This is a genomic window from Rhizobium leguminosarum bv. viciae USDA 2370 (genome assembly GCF_002008365.1).
Lineage (GTDB): Bacteria > Pseudomonadota > Alphaproteobacteria > Rhizobiales > Rhizobiaceae > Rhizobium > Rhizobium leguminosarum.
Genome location: NZ_MRDL01000054.1, coordinates 59,789 through 78,035, shown reverse-complemented (window position 1 = coordinate 78,035; position 18,247 = coordinate 59,789). Strand labels below are relative to the sequence as shown.

Below are 18,247 nucleotides of genomic sequence, written 5' to 3'. Positions count from 1 at the left end.
TTTAGATATTGCGTTTCAAACCTTCATGGCTGGTGACGAAACCGAGCTTCTCGTAGAAGCGGATCGCATCCCCCCGCGTCTTGTCCGATGTTAGCTGCACGAGGCCACAGCCACGCTCTGCGCATTGGGCGATCGCCCATTCGATGAAGTGCGAGCCGAGGCCTGAACCGCGAAGATCGCTTGCGACACGCACGCTTTCGATCTGGCCGCGCCACATGCCCGTCCTCGAAAGGCCTGGAACAAAACTCAGTTGCAGGCAGCCGACGACCCGATCGGCCGCATCGGTTGCGACGGCCAGAAGCTGATTGGCGTCCGCCTCGATCGCCGCGAAGGCCGAGAGATAACGCGCGTCGACGGGGTCCGAAACGATCTCCCTGGTGCCGCCGAGATCGTCATCGGCCAGAAGCCGGACGATGGCAGCAAGATCGGACGGGCGGGCGAGCCTGAATTTGTACATGCTTGATCTATGCATAGCTGGTCTCAATGATGCAGATCGATCGGCGCCTTGTGGAAGACGTCGTCACCCGGTGGAATGGCCTGGCGTTCGATCATCCGGTGGACATGCAGCGGACCTTCGCCGCGGTGAAGTGCACGAAGCCTGTCGGTGTTTTCGGCATCGGCCTGCGTGCGCCGCTGGTTGTGTCTTATATATTCGACCCAGGTTGGCGTGTGGTAGGTTTCCGTCCAAAGGCTGGGGTTTTCGAGATCACGCATCAGCGCCCAGTTGCGGGCGCCGTCGCGGATGCGGATACGGCGGCGTTCGCCCATCAATTCCATGAACTCGGCAAGGTCCTCATCGGCAATCTCGTAATCGACCTGGATGACGATCGGCCCGCTGCGTGGCGTGATATCGAGACTGAGAGCCGGCTCGGTGAAGCGGTTCAGCGGGTCGAGATTGAGCGAGGCGAAGGCCGGCATCGAAAAACGCAGGCCGATGGCGATGCCGAGCAGCATGACGACGGATGACATCAGCAGCGCATCGGCAACGCCATAGCGATCGGCGGCAATGCCCCACAGCCAGCTGCCGCCGGCAATGCCACCGAAGGTGACGGTCTGATAAAGCGACAGCGCCCGGCCGACCACCCAGCGCGGCGTCGAAAGCTGAACGATGGTATTGAAGAGCGAAAGTGCGGAGACCCAGCAGGCGCCGGAGACGAGCAGCCCGGCAGAGGTGAGGACGGCACTCGGGCTGAAGGCTGCGATGACAGCACTCAGTGCAAAGCCGGCAAAGGAGAGGCGGATGATCATCTCGCTGGAAAGCACCTCGCGAAGCCTGGCATTCAGCACGGCGCCGCCGATCGCGCCGATGCCGAAGGCGCCGAGCATGAAACCATAGGTCAGCGGCCCGCCGGCAACGAGATCGAGGGCGACGACCGGCAGCAGCGCCAGGATCGAGCTGGCGCCGATGCCGAAGAGCAGCCCTCTGACGAGAACCTTTTCGAGATTGGGCGACATCGAGACGTAACGCAGGCCGGCGAAGATGGCGCTGCCGAGCGCCTCGCGCGGCAGGGTCGAGACGGGCGCGGCTGGCCGCCAGCGCAGCAGGGCATAGATCAAGGCGAGGTAACTCAGCGTGTTCACCGCGAAGGCCGCGGCCGCGCCGGCAGCCGCCACGATGACGCCGCCGATTGCCGGGCCGACGCTGCGGGTGATGTTGAAACCCATGCTGTTCAGCGTGACCGCGGCCGGCAGATCGGCGCGCGGCACCATGTCGCCGACCGAGGCCTGCCAGGAGGGATTGTTGAGCGCGGTGCCGCAACCGATCAGGAAGGTGAAGAAGAGCAGCAGCCAGGGCGTGATCCAGCCGAGAAGGGCTGAGGCCGTCAGCAGCGCCGAGACGGTGAGCATCATGCACTGCGCCGTCAGCATGACCCGGCGGCGGTCATAATTGTCGGCCAGCGCGCCCGATATCAGCGAAAACAGCATGATCGGCAGCGCCGTCGAGGTCTGCACCAGTGCGACCATGTCCTCCGAGGCGGTGATCGTCGTCATCATCCAGGCGGCGCCGACCGCCTGGATCAGGCCGCCGAAATTCGAGGAAAGGCTCGCGAACCAGATGGTGCGGTAGGTATCGTGCCGCAAAGGCGCCAATGTCGACGAAGTGTAGGCCACGACTTCTCCCGCTTTTGTTATTGCGCGCCAACGGCAATATATGCGCAAGACCGGCGCTGGCCATAGGCCTGTTCACGTCGCCGGAAGCGAATTGGCCGAATCGGTCGCAGACCTTGCAATTTCGGAAAAACCCGACTATATGCCTCTCAAATTCTTGATCGCTTGATGAAGAGTGGGCCGCAAGGACCCGCTCTTTTTTATTACCGCGATCGCTTAAACAGCATGAAATTGCGAGGAGCGCACCGCTTGTCGGACATGACAAACGCAGACAACGAACTTGAGCCGCGGCTGATTACCGAAACAGGGCTCGACCAGCGTCTTGCCGATATCATCGAACCCGTTCTCGTCGGCATCGGCTTTCGGCTTATCCGCGTCCGTATGCTGAACCAGAACGGCGCGACGATGCAGGTTATGGCCGAACGCAACGACGGCACGATGTCGGTTCAGGATTGCGAAGAAGTCTCGATGGCGATTTCTCCCGTCCTCGATGTGGAAGATCCGATCGATAAAGAGTATCATCTGGAAGTGTCTTCGCCCGGCATCGACCGTCCGATGGTGCGGAAATCCGATTTCGTCCGCTGGCAGGGCCACCTTGTGAAATGCGAGACGTCGATCTTGATCGACAATCGCAAGCGCTTCCGCGGCAAGATCGTCGAAGCAGGCGCAGATGGTTTCACGCTCGAGCGTGACCAGGTTGCCTATGGGGAAGAGCAGAAGGTCACCATTCCCTTCACGGCGCTTAGCGATGCGAAGCTCATTCTGACCGACGACCTGATCCGCGATGCGTTGCGCGCCGACAAGCTGGCGAAAGCCCAGGCTGCCAACCAGAACGAAGCAGAAGACGAAGAATAACCGATCAACAGACCGCTCTAGGGACGGGAACCCGGCGAGTAAAGACGGAGAAACAAGACAATGGCAGTCAGTGCGAACCGGCTCGAACTTCTGCAGATCGCAGATGCAGTGGCGCGCGAAAAAGTCATCGACCGCGAGATCGTGCTGGCCGCTATGGCCGATGCCATCCAGAAGGCGGCACGCTCCCGTTACGGCACCGAGTCCAACATCCGGGCCGACATCAATCCGAAGACCGGCGAAATCCGTCTGCAGCGCCTGCTTGAAGTCGTCGAGAAGGCCGAGGATTATTCGACGCAGATCCCGCTGGAGCTTGCTCGCGACCGCAACCCGGACGCCGCACTCGGCGACTTCATCGCCGATCCGCTGCCGCCGATGGATTTCGGCCGTATCGCCGCACAGTCCGCCAAGCAGGTGATCGTGCAGAAGGTGCGTGAAGCCGAGCGTGACCGCCAGTTCGACGAATTCAAGGATCGCGTCGGCGAAATCGTCAACGGTACCGTCAAGCGCGTTGAATACGGCAACGTCATCGTCGATCTCGGCCGTGGCGAAGGCATCATCCGCCGTGACGAAATGATCCCGCGCGAAAACGTCCGCTATGGCGACCGCGTCCGTGCCTACGTCTATGATGTCCGTCGCGAGCAGCGCGGTCCGCAGATCTTCCTGTCGCGCACGCATCCGCAGTTCATGGTGAAACTCTTCACCATGGAAGTGCCGGAGATTTACGACGGCATCATCCAGGTGAAGTCGGTCGCCCGCGATCCGGGTTCGCGCGCCAAGATTGCGGTGATCTCGAACGACAGCTCGATCGATCCGGTTGGCGCCTGCGTCGGTATGCGCGGCTCGCGCGTTCAGGCCGTCGTCGGCGAGCTCCAGGGCGAGAAGATCGACATCATTCCATGGTCGCAGGACCCGGCGACGTTCGTCGTCAACGCCCTGCAGCCGGCCGAAGTCGCCAAGGTCGTTCTCGATGAGGATGCAGAGCGTATCGAAGTCGTCGTTCCCGACGAGCAGCTGTCGCTTGCGATCGGCCGCCGCGGCCAGAACGTCCGCCTCGCCTCGCAGCTGACCGGCTGGGATATCGACATCATGACGGAGGCCGAGGAATCGGAACGCCGCCAGAAGGAATTCAACGAGCGCACCAACCTGTTCATGGATTCGCTCGATGTCGACGAGATGGTCGGCCAAGTTCTGGCTTCGGAAGGTTTTGCCGCGGTTGAAGAACTGGCTTATGTCGATCTCGACGAAATCTCTTCGATCGACGGTTTCGACGAGGAAACGGCGCAGGAAATCCAGCAGCGCGCCCGCGAATTCCTCGAGCGTCTCGAAGCCGAGATGGACGAGAAGCGCAAGGCGCTCGGTGTTCAGGACGAACTGCGTGAAATCAACGGCATGACCGCCCAGATGATGGTGGCGCTCGGCGAAGACGGCATCAAGACGATCGAGGACTTTGCCGGATGTGCTGCCGACGATCTCGTCGGCTGGACGGAGCGCAAGAACGGCGAAACGAAGAAGTTCGAGGGTCTGTTCTCGAAGTTCGACGTGTCGCGCGTCGAAGCAGAACAGATGATCGTCCAGGCCCGCCTTTCGGCCGGCTGGATCACGCAAGAGGACCTGGATAAGGGGACCGAAGAAGAGGTCACCGAAGCCGAACAAGAAGCATGATGACCGCGCATGAACCGGACGCTCCTCTCGAGGACGACGATCTTGCAGGTTATGACGTGAACGGACGCATGTGCATCGTGACGCGCGAAAGCGGATCGCCGGAAGAGCTGATCCGCTTCGTCGCCGCTCCCGATGGAACAGTTGTCGCCGACCTGAAGCGCGAGCTTCCGGGACGTGGATGCTGGGTGAAGATCGACCGGTCGCTGGTCGACAGGGCAGTGGCGAAGAAGCTCTTCGCCCGTGCACTGAAGACGGATGTAAAGGCGGCGGACGATCTCGGCGCGAGTGTCGATCGGCTGCTCGCGGCGCAACTGATGCAGATGATGAACATGGCTCGGAAAGCCGGCCAGTTCGTCAGTGGATCCTCGAAAGTGGATGCCGCGGTCAGAAGCGGAGCAGCCCTTGCGGTGTTCCACGCGACTGGGGCAGCGGACGACGGCGTCCGGAAAATCGACCAGGCCCGCAAGGCCTGGCACCTCGGAATGGAGACCGAGGAGGAGATACCTTCCTTCCGTCTCTTCTCGGAGAGCGAAATGGAAGGCCTGATGGGCCAGAATGCTTTTATCCATGCCGCAGTGCTTGCAGGGCAGGCGGGTGAAGGTGTAGTGAAGCGCGCAAAGATGCTCGAACAGTACCGTATTGGCGGTCAGTCCCGGGCAGCGGGCGGCGCTGGCCGGCAAAAACAATGAGGCGGTCACCGGCATCGGCCGGTCCCATACTCATTGATCGACAGTATTGAACGACAGGGTCTGATCTAGTCATCGCTCCCTGTCCGAAGGAACGGGAACGAATGACCGATAGTAACGACGACAAGACAATCAGCGTAGCGGGCAAAAAGACACTCACCCTGAAACCATCGGGGATGAGCCAGGGCACCGTTCGCCAGGATATGGGTCGAGGTCGCACCAAGGCGGTCGTCGTCGAGACCCGTAAGCGGCGCCCGATGCGCCCAGAAGATGAAAAGCCGATCACGCCCGTCGCTCCGGCGGCCCCCGTCCGCGCAGCCGAACCGGCGCCCGCACCCGTGCAGGCGCGTCCGCAGCAGCCGACGCCGGCTCCGCGGGTTCAGCAGGGCAACAACAACCAGACGAACCAGCGTCCGCCGCAGCAGTCTCACCAGCCGCCGCGCCAGAACGATCGCCCGCGCCCGGTGGTGCTGAACCATCTGTCGCCGGAAGAGATGGACGCCCGCCGCCGCGCGCTTGCCGACTCCCAGGCACGTGACGCCCAGGATGCGATCCGCCGCGCCGAGGAAGAAAAGCGCCGTGCCGCCGAAGAGGTGATCCGCAAGGCCGCCGAAGCGGAAGAAGCTGCCCGCAGGGCCGCTGAAGAGGCTATCCGGCAGGCTGAGGCACCCGCTGTCGCAGAACCCGCAGTCGCAGAACCGGCTCCGACCGAAGCACGCTCCGACGCGCCACGGCCGCCGCAGCCCGCATCGTCGGCACCGGCTGCACGCCGGTCCGATGCGGCTGGAGCACCTGCTGCCCGTCCGGCACCCGGCGCTGCCGTCCCCGGCGCCGTTCGCGGCCGTCGCGAGGAAAAGGAAGACGACGATCGTGGCGCAGCGCGCGGCGGTCCGGTCCGTGGCCGCGTCGTTCGCCCGGAACCGGCAAAGCCGGTCACCACGCGTCCGAAGACGGACGAAGAGCGCCGTCGCGGCAAGTTGACGATCACCACTGCCAACGTGGACGGCGAGGACAATGCCCGCGGTCGTTCGCTCTCGGCGATGCGTCGCCGGCAGGAGAAGTTCCGCCGCGGTCAGATGCAGGAAACCCGCGAGAAGATCTCCCGCGAGGTGGTTCTGCCCGAGACCATCACCATTCAGGAACTGTCGCAGCGCATGTCCGAACGCGCCGTCGACGTCATCAAGTACCTGATGAAGGAAGGCCAGATGATGAAGCCGGGCGACGTCATCGACGCCGACCTTGCCGAACTCATCGCCGGCGAATTCGGCCATACGGTCAGGCGCGTGTCGGAATCCGACGTCGAACTCGGCATCTTCAACGTCTCTGACGAGGATGGCGAACTGGTTTCGCGCCCGCCGGTCGTTACCATCATGGGCCATGTCGACCACGGCAAGACCTCGCTGCTCGACGCCATCCGCCATGCCAACGTGGTCTCCGGCGAAGCCGGTGGCATCACGCAGCATATCGGCGCCTATCAGGTGGAGCAGAACGGTCAGAAGATCACCTTCATCGATACGCCCGGCCACGCCGCCTTCACGGCAATGCGTGCCCGCGGTGCGCAGGCGACCGACATCGCGATCCTGGTCGTCGCAGCCGACGACAGCGTGATGCCGCAGACAATCGAATCGATCAACCACGCCAAGGCGGCCGGTGTTCCGATCATCGTTGCGATCAACAAGGTCGACAAGCACGAGGCTGATCCGCAGAAGGTCCGTAACCAGCTGCTGCAGCACGAAGTCTTCGTGGAATCCATGGGCGGTGAAGTGCTTGACGTCGAGGTTTCGGCCAAGACCGGCAAGAACCTCGACAAGCTGCTCGAGGCAATCCTGCTGCAGGCGGAAATTCTCGATCTCAAGGCCAATGCGAACCGGACCGCGGAAGGAACGGTTATCGAAGCCCAGCTCGATCGTGGCCGCGGTTCGGTCGCGACCGTGCTCGTCCAGAAGGGCACGCTGCGTCCGGGCCAGATCATCGTCGCAGGCGACGTCTGGGGCCGTGTGCGCGCTCTCGTCACCGACAAGGGCGACCATGTGAAGGAAGCCGGTCCGGCAACGCCGGTCGAGGTTCTCGGTCTGTCCGGTACGCCGCAGGCGGGCGACAAGTTCGCCGTCGTCGAAAGCGAAAGCCGCGCCCGCGAAATCTCGGAATATCGTCAGCGTCTGGCCCGCGACAAGGCGGCTGCCCGCCAGTCGGGACAGCGCGGTTCGCTGGAACAGATGATGATGCAGCGCCAGAGCGTCGGCATCAAGGAGTTCCCGCTGGTCATCAAGGGCGACGTGCAGGGCTCGATCGAAGCGATTGCCGGCGCGCTGGAGAAGCTCGGCACCGACGAAGTCCGCGCCCGCATCGTCCATTCGGGTGCCGGCGGCATCACCGAGTCGGATATCTCGCTCGCCGAAGCCTCGAACGCGGCCATCATCGGCTTCAACGTTCGTGCGAATACGCAGGCACGCCAGTTCGCCGAACGCGAAGGCATCGAAATCCGCTACTACAACATCATCTACGACCTCGTGGATGACGTGAAGGCAGCGATGTCGGGCCTCTTGTCTCCGGAACGGCGCGAAACCTTCATCGGCAACGCCGAGATCCTCGAGGTGTTCAACATCACGAAGGTCGGCAAGGTCGCAGGCTGCCGTGTCGTCGAAGGCAAGGTCGAACGTGGTGCGGGCGTCCGCCTCATCCGCAACGACGTTGTCGTTCACGAAGGCAAGCTCAAGACGCTCAAGCGCTTCAAGGACGAAGTGTCCGAAGTGCCGATGGGTCAGGAATGCGGCATGGCCTTCGAAAACTACGAAGACATGCGCGCCGGCGACGTCATCGAGTGCTTCCGCGTCGAGCATATCACGCGCACGCTCTAAACTGCTGCGCCTGAGCTTTCCGAAAGCCATCCGCCACCGGCGGATGGCTTTCGGGCATCTGCCGCCTTGACCTTTTCGACCAAAAGAGTCATGGACGCTCTCCTTTGACGGGTTCGATTCCCAGCCGCATCGGCAAATAGAGATAACAATGACCAGAGCAACTTCTTCCGCGCCTTCGCAGCGCATGCTGCGCGTTGGCGAACAGGTTCGCGCCGCTATCACCCAGGTGCTGCAGCGCGGCGAAGTGCGTGATGACGTCATCGAAGCGACCGTGATCTCGATCTCGGAAGTGCGCATGTCGCCGGACCTCAAGATCGCTACCGCCTATGTGACGCCGCTCGGCGTTTCAGACCACAGCATCGTCATCGAGGCGTTGAACCGTAATGCAAGGTTCATCCGCGGCCGGCTCGGGCAGCAGCTCCGGCAGATGAAATACATGCCGGAGGTGCGCTTCCGCGACGATACCAGCTTCGACAACTACAAGAAGATCGACGAGCTGCTGCGTTCGCCCGAGGTGAGCCGCGACCTCGACGGCGACAATGACGAACAATAAACAGAAGAGACGCATGTCCAAACCACGCAAACCCAAGGGCCGGCCGATTTCCGGCTGGCTGATCCTCGACAAGCCGGTGGATTTCGGCTCGACGGAAGCCGTTTCCAAGATCAAATGGCTCTACAAGGCGCAGAAGGCCGGTCATGCCGGCACGCTCGATCCGCTCGCCTCCGGCATGCTGCCGATCGCGCTCGGCGATGCGACGAAGACCGTTCCCTACGTGATGGATGGCCGCAAGATCTATGAATTCACGGTGAGCTGGGGCGAGGAGCGCGCGACCGACGATCTCGAGGGCGAAGTGACTGAGAGTTCGGACAAACGCCCGAGCGAACAGCAGATCCGCGATATCCTGCCTCGATATATCGGCACCATCAGCCAGGTGCCGCCGCAGTTTTCCGCTATCAAGATATCGGGTGAACGCGCCTATGATCTGGCGCGCGAAGGCGAAACCGTCGAAATCCCCTCACGTGAGGTCGATATCTTCCGGCTGACCTTGCTTGCCTGCCCGGACGCCAATAGCGCACATTTCGAAGTGGAATGCGGCAAGGGCACCTATGTCAGGGCGCTGGCGCGCGATTTCGGCCGCGAACTCGGCTGCTACGGCCATGTGTCCGGGCTGCGGCGCACCTTCGTCGCGCCCTTCGCGGAAGAGGCCATGGTGCCGCTCGCAGATCTCGTGGCACTGGAGGCGATCGAGGATATGGACGAGCGGCTGGCGGCCCTCGACGCGCTGCTCATCGACACCTGCGAAGCGCTATCGGCCCTGCCCCATCTCGTCATCAACGACGACCAGGCGCACCGGCTGAAGATGGGCAACCCGATCCTGGTGCGTGGCCGCGATGCGCCGGTTGCCGAAAGCGAAGCCTATGCGACCGCCCGCGGCAGGCTGATCGCGATCGGCGAGATCGGCCAGGGCGAGTTTCGCCCGAAGCGTGTTTTCGCCTGAACCCACAACGATAGCGATTGTCAGCCGGTAACGATGCGATATCTTCCCTGTCGGGCCGCCATAGCGGCCCGAGGGGCCATGGTGGTCCGACAGGAGAAAGAATATGCGCGTAACTGCTATCGGAATACTGACGTTCTTTTCGATGTTCCTGACCGTGGCCAACGCTCAATCCGCCGAGCGCTGGGCCGAGCTCCCAGCCTTTCCTTCGATGCCGGCGGCAAAGACGAGCGGCATGGCCGAAGTGAACGACATCAAGATGTATTACGCCGAATACGGCGAAGGCGACCCCATCCTGTTCATTCACGGCGGACTTGGAAATGCCGAGGTCTGGGCTCATCAGGTCGCCGATTTTGCCAAGGACCACTTGGTCATCGTTGCCGACAGCCGCGGCCATGGACGCTCGACGCGCAGCCAGCAGCCCTTCGGTTACGACCTGATGACATCGGATTATGTGGCACTTCTCGACTATCTGAAGATCGACAAGGTGACGCTTGTCGGATGGTCGGACGGTGGCATCATCGGCATCGACATGGCGATGAAACATCCGGAGAAGCTGACGCGGGTCATTGCCCAGGCAGCCAATGTCACGACAGACGGCGTCAAGCCAGACGTGTTGAACGACAAGGTCTTCAACGACTACATCAACGTCGCCGGCGAATATTACAGGAAGCTGTCGCCGACGCCGAACGAATACGACGCCTTCGTCAAGCAGATCTCCGAAATGTGGGCAACCCAGCCGGCCTGGACGGCCGCCGATCTTGGCAAGATCTCGGTGCCGGTCACACTTGCCATTGGCGATCATGATGAAGCCGTAAAGCTCGACCATACGGAAATGATGGCAAAACAGATTCCGGGCGCTAAACTCGTCATCCTGAGAGATGTGAGCCATTTCGCCATGCTGCAGGATCCTTCAGCCTATGACGGGATGATCCGGGGCGCCATGGCGGGCCGTTGAGCCGCCAAGGACGACCCCTCTTTCCATCGATCCATATTTGGTTTATAGGCAGCGCCAGCATCGGGTACGCCCGTTTGCATTCACGGCCAAAGCTGGACGACATCCCGGCTTTTGGCGACTCTATCTCCTCCTCTTAGAAAGGATCACCCGATGTCGATCACTGCTGAGCGCAAGTCTGCGCTGATCAAGGAATATGCGACCGTTGAAGGCGATACCGGTTCTCCGGAAGTCCAGGTCGCGATCCTGACCGAACGCATCAATAACCTGACCGAACACTTCAAGGACCACAAGAAGGATAACCATTCCCGCCGTGGCCTGCTGACGATGGTTTCGAGCCGCCGCTCGCTTCTTGATTATCTCAAGAAGAAGGATGAAGGCCGCTATTCCAAGCTGATCACCAGCCTGGGTATCCGCCGCTAAGATTATCCGGCGGGCGCTTTCCCAAGCGTCCGCCGGATGTGTTTCGGGACACGGCTCCCGATGAAATGTTCCAGCCGCGCCCTATTTTACGCGATGGAAAGACCGGCAGACCCGGATGGGCCGGATCTGCCAAACCAACCGTTGACCTGTCATGGGGCAGGATTGCCGGATGCTTTCGGCCAAGGCTTATCAATGAGCTTTGGCCCGGTTTCTCAAGAACTCCTGAGGAAGCCGAGGATGAAAAGCCTCCCGTTGTCTTGCCCGTGATACGTCACATTGATTGCGGTCGACTGTGCGCTGCGCCTTGATATCGGCGATGGCGCGTGCTCCCGCATTGAAGGACAAGAGATGTTTGATACACACACAGTGGAAATCGAGTGGGCCGGCCGCCCGCTGAAGCTCGAAACCGGCAAGATCGCCCGTCAGGCCGACGGCGCGGTTCTCGCCACCTACGGCGAAACCGTCGTTCTCGCCACCGTCGTCTCGGCCAAGTCGCCGAAGCCAGGCCAGGATTTCTTTCCGCTCACCGTCAACTACCAGGAAAAGACCTACGCGGCCGGCAAGATCCCCGGCGGCTATTTCAAGCGCGAAGGCCGCCCGAGCGAGAACGAGACCCTCGTTTCCCGGCTGATCGACCGCCCGATCCGCCCGCTTTTCCCGGAAGGCTACAAGAACGACACGCAGGTCGTCGTCACCGTTATCCAGCACGACCTTGAAAACAATCCCGACGTGCTGTCGATGGTTGCCACCTCGGCAGCGCTGACACTATCCGGCGTTCCCTTCATGGGCCCGGTCGGCGGTGCGCGCGTCGGCTACATCAACGGCGAATACGTTCTCAACCCGCATCTCGACGAGATGGACGAATCGAGCCTCGACCTCGTCGTCGCCGGCACCTACGACGCCGTGCTGATGGTGGAATCCGAAGCCAAGGAACTCAACGAAGACGTCATGCTCGGTGCCGTCATGTTCGGCCACAAGGGCTTCCAGCCGGTTCTCGACGCGATCATCAAGCTCGCCGAAGTTGCCGCCAAGGAGCCGCGCGACTTCCAGCCGGAAGACTACTCCGCTCTCGAAAGCGAGATGCTCGGCCTTGCCGAAGGTGAACTTCGCGAAGCCTACAAGATCACCCAGAAGGCCGACCGCTACGCCGCCGTCGACGCCGTCAAGGCGAAGGTGAAGGCACACTTCCTCCCCGAGGAAGGCGACGCCAGGTACACGGCCGAAGAAGTCGGCGCGATCTTCAAGCACCTGCAGGCAAAGATCGTCCGCTGGAACATTCTCGACACCAAGAGCCGCATCGACGGCCGCGACCTCGAAACCGTTCGTCCGATCGTTTCGGAAGTCGGTCTTCTGCCGCGTACGCACGGTTCGGCGCTGTTCACCCGCGGTGAAACGCAGGCGATCGTCGTTGCCACGCTCGGCACCGGCGAAGATGAGCAGTATGTCGACAGCCTGACGGGCATGTACAAGGAGCGCTTCCTGCTCCATTACAACTTCCCTCCCTACTCGGTTGGCGAGACCGGCCGCATGGGCTCCCCGGGTCGCCGCGAAATCGGCCACGGCAAGCTCGCATGGCGCGCGATCCGTCCGATGCTGCCGACCGTCGAGCAGTTCCCCTACACGCTGCGCGTCGTCTCCGAGATCACCGAGTCGAATGGCTCGTCCTCGATGGCAACGGTCTGCGGTACCTCGCTCGCTCTGATGGACGCCGGCGTTCCGCTGGCAAAGCCGGTGGCCGGTATCGCCATGGGTCTGATCCTGGAAGGCGATCGCTTCGCTGTCCTCTCCGACATTCTCGGTGACGAAGACCACCTCGGCGACATGGACTTCAAAGTCGCCGGTACCGCCGACGGCATCACCTCGCTGCAGATGGACATCAAGATCGCCGGTATCACCGAAGAGATCATGAAGGTCGCCCTTGGCCAGGCCCAAGGCGGTCGCGCTCACATCCTCGGCGAAATGTCCAAGGCCATTACCGAAAGCCGCGGCCAGCTCGGTGAATTCGCCCCGCGCATCGAAGTCATGAATATCCCGGTCGACAAGATCCGCGAAGTCATCGGCTCCGGCGGCAAGGTCATTCGCGAAATCGTCGAAAAGACCGGCGCGAAGATCAACATCGAGGACGACGGCACCGTCAAGATCGCTTCGTCCTCCGGCAAGGAGATCGAAGCGGCCCGCAAGTGGATCCACTCGATCGTCGCCGAGCCTGAGATCGGCCAGGTCTACGAAGGCACGGTCGTCAAGACCGCCGACTTCGGCGCCTTCGTCAACTTCTTCGGCGCCCGCGACGGTCTCGTCCACATCTCGCAGCTCGCTTCCGAGCGTGTTGCCAAGACGCAGGACGTCGTCAAGGAAGGCGACAAGGTGTGGGTCAAGCTGCTCGGCTTCGACGAACGCGGCAAGGTTCGCCTGTCGATGAAGGTCGTCGACCAGGCCACCGGCCAGGAAATCCCGAACGAGAAGAAGAAGGAAGAAGCGGCCGAATAAGCCGCCTTCCAAATTTAATACCGGGCGCGGAAATGCTTCCGCGCCCTTTTTTGTATCCTAAAGCGTGGCGCGATCTTTCAGATTCGCTTGCCACACTTTAGGTCCTTGGTTTTGCGCATGTCGTGATCGCAAAACCGCTGAACACTTTTGCGCGACATGCTTTAAGACGAGACGAGGCCCATGAGCAGCGAGACGCTGAAGACCCTGTTCCATCCCTTTGCCAGCGGCACAGTCGAGGCGCCCGGCGAGGGCGAGCGCGTGCTCTTCCTCGGCGCCGAGGCAGGCTTTGCGCTGCCGGAAGGCTTTGCCGCCTCGCTCAGCGCCGTCCAGGGCTTCCGGCCACTCTATCGGCAGCTGCTGGCGCAGCGCATCGAAGCAAAGCCGGAGATCGACGGCGAGAACTACGATGCGGCTCTGGTGCTGTGCACCAAGCACAAGGGTGAGAACGAGGCCAATCTTGCTGCCGCTATTGCCCGCACACGGGTCGGCGGCCTGATCGTCGTTGCCGGCGCGAAGGAAGACGGCATCCAGCCGCTGCGCAAGCGGATGGAAGGTTTCAATCTCGCAGTCGATCATATGCCGAAATATCACGGCGTCGCCTTCTGGTTCGGCCGGCCGGCGGATGCCGATGAGATTGTCTCCAAGCTGGCAAAGGCGCCGGTGCGTGTCGACGGCCGTTTCAATGCAACCGCCGGCATGTTCTCGCATGACCGCATCGATGCCGGATCGGAACTGCTGGCCTCGCGCCTACCGCAGGATTTCACCGGCGACGTTGCGGATTTTGGCGCCGGATGGGGCTATCTCTCCGTCGAGCTGGCCCAGAAGTCGCGTGGACTGACGCGCCTCGACCTCTACGAGGCCGATCACGCGGCTCTGGAGGCTGCCAGGGATAATCTGGCGGAGAACTGCCCGAACGCGCCTGCGCGCTTCTACTGGCACGATCTGGCGGGTGAGCCGGTCAAGGACAAATACGATCTCGTCATCATGAACCCGCCCTTCCACGAGGGGCACGCAGCCGAGCCGGCACTCGGCCAGGCAATGATCAAGACTGCCGCATCCGCCCTTCGCGGCGGCGGCCGCCTGATGCTCGTCGCCAATCGCGGCCTGCCTTACGAACCGGTTCTGGCGGCGAATTTCAGGGAAAGCGGGGAAACCTGCCGCAACGCCCGCTTCAAGGTGCTGTGGGCGAAGAAATAGGGCTCAAGCAGCCTCGATCCGATCATTCTTATCGATAGAAAAAGGCCGTGCGCATCATCTGCGCACGGCCTTTGAGTTTCGATCGAATAATGTTTATTCGACGTCCGCTTTGCGCAGCGTTTCCAGCGTCGGCATGGAGGTGACGTTGAAGCCGGCGTCGACGAAGTGGATTTCGCCGGTGACGCCGGAGGAAAGGTCGGAGAGCAGGTAGAGAGCCGAGTTGCCGACCTGATCGATGGTCACAGTCTTGCGCAGCGGTGCATTGCGCTGGTTCCAGGAGAGGATCGCGCGCGCATCCGAGATGCCGGCGCCGGCAAGCGTACGGATCGGGCCGGCGGAAATGGCATTGACGCGGATGCCGCGCGGGCCGTAGTCGGCGGCGAGATAGCGCACCGAAGCCTCAAGCGCTGCCTTGGCAACCCCCATGACGTTGTAATTCGGGATGACGCGCGTCGAGCCATTGTAGGTCAGCGTCAGCATCGCACCACCATCTTCCATCAACGGCGCGCAGCGCTTGGCGATCTCGGTGAAGGAGAAACAGGAAATGACCATTGTGCGGCTGAAATTCTCACGCGTCGTATCGGCGTAGAGACCCTTGAGCTCATTCTTGTCGGAAAAGCCGATGGCATGGACGATGAAATCGAGTTTGCCCCAGCGCTCCTTGATCGCGTCGACCACGGCATCGACCGAGGCGGTGTCCTCGACGTCGCAGGGCAGCACGAAATCCGAGCTGACCTCGGCAGCAAGCGGCTTGACGCGCTTGCCGAGCGCATCGCCCTGATAGGTGAAGGCGAGTTCCGCACCCTGTGCGGCGAGAGCTTTTGAAATCCCCCAGGCGATCGAGTGGTTGTTGGCGACGCCCATGATGAGCCCGCGCGCACCCTGCATAATTCCCGTCATATTATTGTCCGTTATAGCGCTGGAAGACGAGCGTGGCGTTGGTGCCGCCGAAGCCGAAGGAATTGGAGAGGGCAATATCGATCTTGGCGTCGTCGATGCGCTTGCGCACGATCGGGACACCTTCGAATTCGGGATCAAGCTCGGTGATATGAGCGCTTTCGCCAATGAAGCCTTGCTGCATCATCAGCAGGGAATAGATCGATTCCTGCACGCCGGCAGCGCCAAGCGAATGGCCGGTCAGCGACTTGGTCGACTGGACATGCGGAATCTTCGAGCCGAATACCTCGCGGATGGCGCCGATTTCCTTGCTGTCGCCGACCGGCGTCGACGTGCCGTGGGTGTTGATATAGTCGACGTCACCTTTGACGGTGGCGAGCGCCTGGCGCATGCAGCGGATAGCGCCCTCGCCCGAGGGGGCAACCATGTCGTAGCCGTCCGAGGTTGCGCCGTAGCCGACGATTTCGGCATAGATCTTTGCACCGCGGGCCTTGGCACGCTCCAGCTCCTCGAGCACCAGCACGCCGGCGCCGCCGGCGATGACGAAACCGTCGCGGTTGACGTCATAGGCGCGCGAAGCGCTGTCCGGCGTGTCGTTATATTTGGAGGACATGGCGCCCATGGCGTCGAAGAGATTGGACATCGTCCAGTCGAGGTCCTCGTGGCCGCCAGCGAACATCACGTCCTGCTTGCCCCACTGGATCATCTCGGCGGCGTTGCCGATGCAATGCGCAGACGTCGAGCAGGCCGACGAGATCGAATAATTGACGCCGTGGATCTTGAACCAGGTGGCGAGTGTGGCCGATGCGGTCGAGGACATCGCCTTCGGCACGGCGAAGGGGCCGATACGCTTCGGGCTGTTGTTCTTCACAGTGATTTCGGCAGCCTCGATGAGGGTGCGGGTGGACGGGCCGCCGGAGCCCATGATGATACCGGTGCGTTCGTTGTTGCCGATGTCCTTGTCCTCGAGACCGGAATCGGCAATCGCCTGCTTCATGGCGACATGGTTCCAGGCACCGCCCTGCGACAGGAAGCGCATGGCGCGGCGGTCGACCAGTTCGGCAAGTTCCGCCGAACCGAGCTTCGGACTGCCCCAAACCTGGCACTTGAATCCATGTTCGGCGAAATCGCTCGAAAAGGAGATACCCGACTTTGCCTGCCGCAAGGATTCGGTGACTTCGGCCGCGTCGTTTCCGATCGAGGACACGACACCCAGACCCGTGACAACTACCCGTCTCATCTGATCAAACCTTTGTTGTTTTCGTCAGCCGCTCGAAATGCGGTTTCAGGCCGTCTTTTCTTTCGATAGACCGACGCGAAGGTCGGCCGCCTGATATATGGTCTCGCCGTCCGCCTTCAGCCAGCCGTCGGCCGTGCCGAGGACCAGACGGCCGCGCATGACACGCTTGAAGTCGATGCCATATTCGATCAGCTTCGTCTGCGGCCGGACCATGCCCTTGAATTTCACTTCGCCTGTTGAAAGCGCCATGCCACGGCCTGCCTCGCCGAGCCAACCCAGAAAGAAACCGGTCAACTGCCACATGCCGTCGAGACCGAGGCAGCCCGGCATGATCGGATTGCCTTCGAAATGGCAGGGAAAATACCAGTCGTCGGGGCGAACGTCATATTCGGCCCGGAGGTAGCCCTTATCGAAGGTGCCGCCCGTTTCGGAAATATCCGTGATGCGGTGAACCATCAGCATAGGCGGCAGGGGCAGCTGCGCATTGCCGGGGCCGAACAGCTCGCCATGTGCGCAAGCAATGAGTTCTTCATACGAGAAGCTGGACTGTCTGGTCGTCATAAAGTTTCTTTTCCCCCCGCATCAAGCCAATGGATGTGAACGTGTAGTCCAAGTTCTTCAGAAAATGAAGCACAAGCAAGGCAGCTTCATTCATCTCCCCGGACCAGGCTTGCGCCATTATTTGGTGGTCGCATACAGGAAGGCTAGGGCCGGGACCAGACCTATTTGCGTCAAAAGCCCGTTTTTGCCGCGTTTATCAGGCTCCTGTCCCCATTGAACTATTGAAAGGCTCCGATGCAAAAGTTATACCCCTTAAAGAAACATGATTGCTTTATGCCAGAATAACCGGAGTTGGTTTTGATGACGGGTGCACTCCCGATCGCAATAGAGGTAAGGCTGCGCGGTGCGGGCCTGCGCCCTACTCGCCAGCGTGTCGCGCTCGGCGACCTCCTGTTTGCCAAGGGCGACCGGCATTTGACCGTCGAGGAACTGCATGAGGAGGCGGTTGCCGCCGGCGTGCCAGTGTCGTTGGCAACCGTCTACAACACGCTGCACCAGTTCACGGAAGCCGGTCTCATCCGGGTTCTCGCCGTCGAGAGCGCCAAGACCTATTTCGACACCAATGTTTCCGACCATCACCATTTCTTCGTCGAAGGCGAAAACGAGGTGCTCGACATTCCCGTCAGCAACCTGACGATCGCCAATCTGCCGGAACCGCCTGAAGGCATGGAGATCGCCCATGTCGACGTGGTGATCCGCCTGCGCGCGAAGCAGGGCTGACGACGCCTCTAGAGCCGCGCCGGATCGGCCTCATGCGACGCCCTTTAGATCTTTTTTTATGCATGTCGGTGTCCCAAAACCGCTGCGCACTTTTGGGCGAC

The 18,247-nt window shown here is 61.5% G+C and carries 16 protein-coding genes; 11 read left to right on the top strand and 5 right to left on the bottom strand.

From position 1 onward, the window contains the following. Position 1: 1 nt before the first annotated feature. Positions 2–457: a GNAT family N-acetyltransferase gene (locus tag BS629_RS32105; RefSeq protein WP_026188573.1), complete on the bottom strand. Its 456-nt coding sequence runs from the start codon at positions 455–457 to the stop codon at positions 2–4. 23 nt (positions 458–480) lie between these two features. Continuing rightward, a complete protein-coding gene (locus tag BS629_RS32100; protein ID WP_018244265.1) occupies positions 481–2,160 on the bottom strand; it encodes an MFS transporter in 1,680 nt (559 codons plus the stop codon). Between the two features lie 198 nt (positions 2,161–2,358). On the opposite strand from BS629_RS32100, the gene rimP reads away from it, so the two are divergent. The 10 genes from rimP to BS629_RS32050 all read left to right on the top strand — a co-directional run bounded on the left by rimP (position 2,359) and on the right by BS629_RS32050 (position 14,728). Then, a complete protein-coding gene (rimP, locus tag BS629_RS32095; protein ID WP_018244264.1) occupies positions 2,359–2,964 on the top strand; it encodes a ribosome maturation factor RimP in 606 nt (201 codons plus the stop codon). 60 nt (positions 2,965–3,024) lie between these two features. Further along, positions 3,025–4,626, top strand: coding sequence for a transcription termination factor NusA (gene nusA / locus BS629_RS32090; protein ID WP_018244263.1), 1,602 nt, complete (start codon positions 3,025–3,027; stop codon positions 4,624–4,626). After that, positions 4,623–5,315, top strand: a complete 693-nt coding sequence (locus tag BS629_RS32085; RefSeq protein ID WP_017989926.1) for an RNA-binding protein — start codon at positions 4,623–4,625, stop codon at positions 5,313–5,315. Before nusA ends, BS629_RS32085 begins: the two co-directional genes overlap by 4 nt. Positions 5,316–5,416: 101 nt before the next feature. Next, entirely contained in the window at positions 5,417–8,170 is a 2,754-nt protein-coding gene (gene infB, locus BS629_RS32080; RefSeq protein ID WP_018244261.1) for a translation initiation factor IF-2, read from the top strand. Between the two features lie 148 nt (positions 8,171–8,318). Then, the gene (rbfA, locus tag BS629_RS32075; protein ID WP_017966457.1) at positions 8,319–8,723 is read left to right on the top strand and encodes a 30S ribosome-binding factor RbfA; all 405 of its coding nucleotides are present in this window, start codon (positions 8,319–8,321) and stop codon (positions 8,721–8,723) included. A 13-nt stretch (positions 8,724–8,736) separates the two neighbouring features. Continuing rightward, complete coding sequence (gene truB, locus BS629_RS32070) at positions 8,737–9,669, top strand: tRNA pseudouridine(55) synthase TruB (protein ID WP_018244259.1); 933 nt, start codon at positions 8,737–8,739, stop codon at positions 9,667–9,669. A gap of 103 nt (positions 9,670–9,772) precedes the next feature. After that, complete coding sequence (locus tag BS629_RS32065; RefSeq protein WP_018244258.1) at positions 9,773–10,624, top strand: alpha/beta fold hydrolase; 852 nt, start codon at positions 9,773–9,775, stop codon at positions 10,622–10,624. Positions 10,625–10,774: 150 nt separating this feature from the next. Beyond that, on the top strand, positions 10,775–11,044 hold the full coding sequence (rpsO, locus tag BS629_RS32060; RefSeq protein WP_003544317.1) for a 30S ribosomal protein S15: 270 nt from the start codon (positions 10,775–10,777) through the stop codon (positions 11,042–11,044). Positions 11,045–11,392: 348 nt separating this feature from the next. Next, positions 11,393–13,531 carry a polyribonucleotide nucleotidyltransferase gene (gene pnp / locus BS629_RS32055; RefSeq protein ID WP_026188572.1) on the top strand — a complete coding sequence of 713 codons (2,139 nt, stop codon included), beginning with the start codon at positions 11,393–11,395 and terminating at the stop codon, positions 13,529–13,531. A gap of 180 nt (positions 13,532–13,711) precedes the next feature. Beyond that, positions 13,712–14,728 (top strand): class I SAM-dependent methyltransferase, encoded by a 1,017-nt coding sequence (locus BS629_RS32050; RefSeq protein WP_018244256.1) that lies wholly within the window; start codon positions 13,712–13,714, stop codon positions 14,726–14,728. 93 nt (positions 14,729–14,821) lie between these two features. On the opposite strand, the gene fabI is transcribed toward BS629_RS32050, so the two are convergent. From fabI to fabA, 3 genes are read right to left on the bottom strand one after another with little or no spacing between them, the layout of a single operon-like run. Continuing rightward, a complete protein-coding gene (fabI, locus tag BS629_RS32045) occupies positions 14,822–15,628 on the bottom strand; it encodes an enoyl-ACP reductase FabI (RefSeq protein ID WP_077988764.1) in 807 nt (268 codons plus the stop codon). Between the two features lies 1 nt (position 15,629). Beyond that, positions 15,630–16,865, bottom strand: coding sequence for a beta-ketoacyl-ACP synthase I (fabB, locus tag BS629_RS32040; protein ID WP_026188571.1), 1,236 nt, complete (start codon positions 16,863–16,865; stop codon positions 15,630–15,632). A 45-nt stretch (positions 16,866–16,910) separates the two neighbouring features. Then, positions 16,911–17,426, bottom strand: coding sequence for a 3-hydroxyacyl-[acyl-carrier-protein] dehydratase FabA (gene fabA / locus BS629_RS32035; RefSeq protein WP_018244253.1), 516 nt, complete (start codon positions 17,424–17,426; stop codon positions 16,911–16,913). Positions 17,427–17,726: 300 nt separating this feature from the next. On the opposite strand from fabA, the gene irrA reads away from it, so the two are divergent. After that, positions 17,727–18,146, top strand: coding sequence for an iron response transcriptional regulator IrrA (gene irrA / locus BS629_RS32030; protein WP_003555773.1), 420 nt, complete (start codon positions 17,727–17,729; stop codon positions 18,144–18,146). The last annotated feature ends 101 nt before the right edge of the window (positions 18,147–18,247 follow it).

Coding starts and splice junctions, on each gene's coding strand:
- BS629_RS32105 (WP_026188573.1), bottom strand. CDS start 457: ATGTACAAATTCAGGCTCGCCCGCCCGTCCGATCTTGCTGCCATCGTC.
- nusA (WP_018244263.1), top strand. CDS start 3,025: ATGGCAGTCAGTGCGAACCGGCTCGAACTTCTGCAGATCGCAGATGCA.
- BS629_RS32085 (WP_017989926.1), top strand. CDS start 4,623: ATGATGACCGCGCATGAACCGGACGCTCCTCTCGAGGACGACGATCTT.
- infB (WP_018244261.1), top strand. CDS start 5,417: ATGACCGATAGTAACGACGACAAGACAATCAGCGTAGCGGGCAAAAAG.
- rbfA (WP_017966457.1), top strand. CDS start 8,319: ATGACCAGAGCAACTTCTTCCGCGCCTTCGCAGCGCATGCTGCGCGTT.
- truB (WP_018244259.1), top strand. CDS start 8,737: ATGTCCAAACCACGCAAACCCAAGGGCCGGCCGATTTCCGGCTGGCTG.
- BS629_RS32065 (WP_018244258.1), top strand. CDS start 9,773: ATGCGCGTAACTGCTATCGGAATACTGACGTTCTTTTCGATGTTCCTG.
- rpsO (WP_003544317.1), top strand. CDS start 10,775: ATGTCGATCACTGCTGAGCGCAAGTCTGCGCTGATCAAGGAATATGCG.
- pnp (WP_026188572.1), top strand. CDS start 11,393: ATGTTTGATACACACACAGTGGAAATCGAGTGGGCCGGCCGCCCGCTG.
- BS629_RS32050 (WP_018244256.1), top strand. CDS start 13,712: ATGAGCAGCGAGACGCTGAAGACCCTGTTCCATCCCTTTGCCAGCGGC.
- fabI (WP_077988764.1), bottom strand. CDS start 15,628: ATGACGGGAATTATGCAGGGTGCGCGCGGGCTCATCATGGGCGTCGCC.
- fabB (WP_026188571.1), bottom strand. CDS start 16,865: ATGAGACGGGTAGTTGTCACGGGTCTGGGTGTCGTGTCCTCGATCGGA.
- fabA (WP_018244253.1), bottom strand. CDS start 17,426: ATGACGACCAGACAGTCCAGCTTCTCGTATGAAGAACTCATTGCTTGC.
- irrA (WP_003555773.1), top strand. CDS start 17,727: ATGACGGGTGCACTCCCGATCGCAATAGAGGTAAGGCTGCGCGGTGCG.